This window comes from Curtobacterium sp. B18 (genome assembly GCF_000333375.1).
Taxonomy (GTDB): Bacteria; Actinomycetota; Actinomycetes; order Actinomycetales; family Microbacteriaceae; genus Curtobacterium.
Genome location: NZ_BACZ01000263.1, coordinates 1 through 5,030, shown reverse-complemented (window position 1 = coordinate 5,030; position 5,030 = coordinate 1). Strand labels below are relative to the sequence as shown.

At 73.4% G+C, this 5,030-nt stretch carries 2 protein-coding genes and 1 other RNA gene; 2 read left to right on the top strand and 1 reads right to left on the bottom strand.

Annotated features, from left to right (window positions below):
- Window positions 1–897: 897 nt before the first annotated feature.
- The gene (locus I5E_RS06665; RefSeq protein ID WP_031261751.1) at window positions 898–1,572 is read right to left on the bottom strand and encodes an SDR family oxidoreductase; all 675 of its coding nucleotides are present in this window, start codon (window positions 1,570–1,572) and stop codon (window positions 898–900) included.
- A gap of 37 nt (window positions 1,573–1,609) precedes the next feature.
- On the opposite strand from I5E_RS06665, the gene ffs reads away from it, so the two are divergent.
- Both ffs and I5E_RS06660 read left to right on the top strand, forming a co-directional pair.
- Window positions 1,610–1,706: signal recognition particle sRNA small type (ffs, locus tag I5E_RS23375), an RNA gene on the top strand.
- Between the two features lie 229 nt (window positions 1,707–1,935).
- The coding region (locus I5E_RS06660; RefSeq protein ID WP_148286886.1) for a choice-of-anchor G family protein at window positions 1,936–5,030 on the top strand (3,095 nt) is incomplete at its 3' end.

The following is a 5,030-nucleotide window of genomic DNA, read 5'->3' as shown; positions in this document are numbered from 1 at the left end:
CCTCCCGTCCGCCGGGTGGTGCCGCGTACTGCACGGTGCGGTGTTCGTCGGCTGGTGCTGGGTTGGTGGCTGGGTGCGCGCTTGTAGCGCGGCACGATGCGGTCAAGTTCGCACGGGGTGACGAGGGGCGCACGGTGCGGCCGGGTTGGTCAGTCCGCCTTCCTCGCACGGGGTGACGAGGTGCGCACGGTGCGGGCGGGAGGCGCGGGGTGGGCTGGCGCCGCGCCTCCCGTCCGCCGGGTGGTGCCGCGTACTGCACGGTGCGGTGTTCGTCGGCTGGTGCTGGGTTGGTGGCTGGGTGCGCGCTTGTAGCGCGGCACGATGCGGTCAAGTTCGCACGGGGTGACGAGGCGCGCACGGTGCGGCCGGGTAGGCCCGTCCGCCTTCCTCGCACGGGGTGACGAGGTGCGCACGGTGCGGGCGGGAGGCGCGGGGCGGCCTGGCGCCGCGCCTCCCGTCCGCCGGGTGGTGCCACGCACTGCACGGTGCGGTGTTCGTCGGCTGGTGCGGGATTGCTGGCTGGGTGCGCGCTTGTAGCGCGGCACGGTGCCGTCAAGCTCGCACGGGGTGGCGAGGCGCGCACGGTGCGGCCGGGTTGGTCAGTCCGCCTTCCTCGCACGGGGTGGCGAGGGGCGCGCGGTGCGGACGGGAGGCGTGGGGCGGCCTGGCGCCGCGCCTCCCGTCCGGCGGGTGGTGCCGCGCACTGCACGGTGCCGTGTTCGTCGGCTGGTGCGGGGTTGGTGGCTAGGTGCGCGCTTGTAGCGCGGCACGGTGCGGTCAAAGTCGCACGGGGTGGCGAGGGGCGCACGGTGCGGCCGGGTAGGCCCGTCCGCTTTCCTCGCACGGGGTGGCGAGGTGGGCACGGTGCGGCCACGGGCCGGAACCCCGCCGCGGCGCTCAGCGGAGCGACGCGACCGCCGCGGGGATGGGGGTGTCGCCGCTCGTGACCTCGAACTGGACCCCGACCGCGGTGTCGTCGACCAGGGCGTGGAGCACGACCGCTGCGACGTCGGCACGGGGGATCGACCCACGGGGGACCGTGCGGCCGACGTCGACCGTGCCCTGCGGCGGCGTGTCGAGCAGGCCTCCCGGTCGAACGATCGTCCAGCGGAGGCTCCGGGCACGGATGTTCGCGTCGGCCTCGGCCTTGGCGCGCAGGTAGACCTGGAAGACGTCGTCCTCCGATGCGGCCGGGACCACCGCGCGCTGCGGGTCGTACGCGTCCGCACCCATCGCCGAGATCATGACGTATCGCCGGATCCCAGCCCGCTCGGCGGCATCGGCAAGCAGGATCGCCCCGTCCCGGTCGACCGTCAGCTTCCGCTCCGCCCCGCTGCCCGGGCCGGCGCCGGCGGCGAACACCACCGCGTCGACGCCGCGGAGCCGGAGCCCGAGGTCGTCGTCGTCCATCTGCTCGAGGTCCGCGACGATCGCCCGCGCGCCCTGCTGCTCCACGTCCGTGACGTGGGCGGGGTTGCGGACGATGGCGACGGCGTCGTGGCCGGCGTCGGTGATCTGGCGGGCGAGGAGGAGGGCGATCTGGCCGTGGCCCCCGGCGATGGCGATCTTCATGTGTCCGATCATGCCCGTCGCGTCCGGTAGACTTCTCGGCGGCTCCTCACGTGACGCCATCCAGGCCAACTCCCCCAGGGCGGAAACGCAGCAAGGGTAACCGGGCTCTGGCGGGTGCGTGAGGAGTCTTTTCTGTTTCCTGCCCGGGCGCGTGCGGTGTCGCTTCCGTTCACGGGCCGGCCGGCCGGACAACGTCCGCACGCCGGGTGTCCGTTTCGTAACGGGCTGCGGACAGCACCCTGATCGTGTGCAAAGATCACCCTCAGGAACTCCCAACCAGGGTTCCTGACCCTCCACCGCCTCACCAGCGGAGGAGTTTTCCGGATCAGGTGGCGAGCGTGCTCGCCAGGAAAAGAGACACGCATGCGCAGGCACGTGTCGCTGCGGGGTACCCGTGTACCCACGACGGCGGGCGACTGGACACGACGGATCTTCGGTGCTGGCGGCCGAGCTCGACGACGAGCATCGGACGATCGGCGTCTCCTCCTGCGCGGCGGCGTCGTCGCCACGGTGACGGCGCTCGTCGCCGCCACCGTGGCGATCCAACCCGCGGTGGCTGCACCGACCGACGTCTCCGAGGCCGAAGGGCTGCTCCTCAGCGGGTCCGGCATCGTGAACGTCGACGGCATCGCCCAGCTCGGCGGTGCCTACTCCGCGCGCGGTGCGACCACAGGCGGCGGCACCACGAACCAGCCGCTCAACGTCGAGGCCCTGAACACCGTCGGGGTCGACCTCGGGAACGACATCGACCTGCTCGGGTCGAACGGCATCCTCACCCTCGGGGTGAACGGCCAGTACGCGACGACCTCGGCGAACGGCGCCACGGCGTCCTCGGGCCTCCTGACCAACGACGGTGGCATCGGCGTGGGCACCGGGATCGGGACCGGCGCGTCGACGCTGGACCTCGCGCCGCTGTTCAGCCGGGTCGGCGCCGACACATCGGTGCTGTCCAACGCGCAGCTGCGTGTCGGAGCGCTCGCCTCGACCCTGACCGCGACGCGTGGCACGACGGTGAGCACCACGAGCGACTACCGGATCGCCGGGGCCGACCTCACGCTGACGAGTCCGGCCGTGCAGCGACTGACGACGTCGCTCCGTGACCAGCTGCGCACCGTCTCCGGTCAGGTGAACGGGGTCTTCGGTACCGGGGGAGCCCTGCAGGGCACCACCGGGACGGTGACCACCCAGATCCAGACGCTGCTGCGCCAGGCGCTGCTCGGCACGGTGAACGTCAGCGGCACCACGATCACGTCGAACGTGAACCTCAACCTCGACGACACCCTCACCCAGGTCCTCCAGCAACCGCTGACGGACGGCGCCGTGACGATCGTCCCAGCGACCGGGACCATCACGGTCGACCTCGACGAGCTCACGGCGCTCAACGGCCAGCCGGCGAACACCCCGGTGCTGACGACCGCCGCGGTGGACTCGATCAACCAGAGCATCACCACGATCCTCGGCACCCAGCTGCCGACCACGCTGCAGACGGCGGTCGTGAACACGATCAACTCCACCGCCGTCCGGGTGGACATCGCGACGAACGCCACCGTGCTCGGACAGCCGTCCGCTGCGATCGGTCTCCGGATCGACACGACGCTCGGCGCGCTCGCCGGCACCGCGACCGCGACCCCCACGGTCACCACGTCGGGCAGTGTCGCCGGACTGCCGCTGCCCCTCGGGACCGTGCTCGCGCCGGTCGTCAGCGGAACCGTCGTCCCGGCGCTGCAGGGTGCGCTCCGGCCCGTCGTCGGCGGGGCGGCCCTCGCACAGCTCGGCACCACGCTGGCGAACACGACCACCGCCGTGGCGACGGCGCTGTCCACGGTCGTCCTGCTCCTCCGCCAGGTCATCGACCTGACCGTCAACGCGCAGGACACCACGACCGGGTTCCGCGACGGCCGCGGCTCCGACCCGGGCGCCCGGAGCGTGCACGCCCTGCGGCTGTCGATCCTCCCCGGGGCGAACGTCGCGACCGTCGACCTCGCCACGTCCACCGTCCGCGCCACGGCGTTGGTCGCGCCGACGATCACGACCCCGACCGCGAACCAGGTCTTCAGCGTGCCGACGGCGTCCTCCACCCGCACCGTCACCGTGAGCGGCACCGGCGAGCCCGGCGCCACGATCGCGGTGGACCTCGGGAGCGGCCGGACCGCCACCGCGACCGTCGCGGCCAACGGGGCGTGGACCACCTCGGTGGCCAACGTGCCGACCGGCTCCTGGACGGCCACCGCGACGCAGACGGTCGGTGGTGCGGCTGCAGGCTCGGCGACGCAGCAGTTCTCGGTCGTCGCGCAGCAGGCGCTCACGATCACCGCGCCGACGGCGGGGCAGACCTTCACGACCACGGGCACCACCGCGCCGGTGACCCTGACCGGCACCGCCACCGCCAACGCCCGCATCGACATCGACCTCGGCGGCGGCCTCAGCGCCACCGGGACCGCCGCCGCGAGTGGTGCCTGGAGCATCACGGTGCCGGACGTCCCGATCGGCGAGCCGACCGCGAGCGTCACGCAGACCGTCGGGGACAGCACCTCGGCACCGGTGACCCGTGCATTCCGCGTGGTCGCGGCTGCCGGACTGACGGTCGACACCCCGACCGCGGACCAGGACTTCCCGCTTGCCGGAGACGCCCGGGACGTGCCGTTCTCCGGTTCGGCGCAGCCCGGCGCCCGGGTCGACGTCGACCTCGGTGGCGGCCGCACGGCGACGACGACCGCGAACGCCGGTGGGACCTGGTCGACCGCGGTGGCGGACGTCCCGGCGGGGGAGTACTCCGCCCGGGTGACGCAGACCGTCGGTGCGTCCACGAGCACCCCGGTGACGCGTGACTTCACCGTCACGGCGGCGGCTCCGTTGCGCATCACCGCCCCCGAGGACGGCAGCACCATCATCGTCGCCGACCCGACCTCGACCACGCCCGTCACGGTCTCCGGCACCGCCGCGCCGAACGCGCAGGTGTCCGTCGGCATCGGCGGATCCTTCACCGCGACGGTGACCGCGGACGGCGACGGCGACTGGGAGACGACATTCCAGGGCGTCCCGGTCGGCGACCGCACGGCGACCGCTCGGCAGACCGTCGGCGGGACGACCTCGGGTCCGGTGACGTCCGACTTCACCGTGGCCGCCGGCGCTCCGATCGCGATCACCGCGCCGGTACCCGGCGCCACCGTGACCGTGCTCGACGCCGACAGCACCACCGACCTCGTCGTCACCGGCACCGCCCAGCCCGGAGCCGACGTGGCGATCTCGCTCGGCGGCGGGCTGACCGCCACCGCGTCCGCGAACGGCGCCGGGGACTGGACCGCCACGGTCCGGGACGTCCCGGTCGGCCGGTGGACGATTCAGGCGACCCAGACCGTGAACGGCACCACCTCGCCGACGGTCCGTCAGGTCGTGACGGTCGTCGCGGGGGCCGCGCTCGCCGTCACCTCGCCCGCCCAGGGGGCCACGACCGCCGT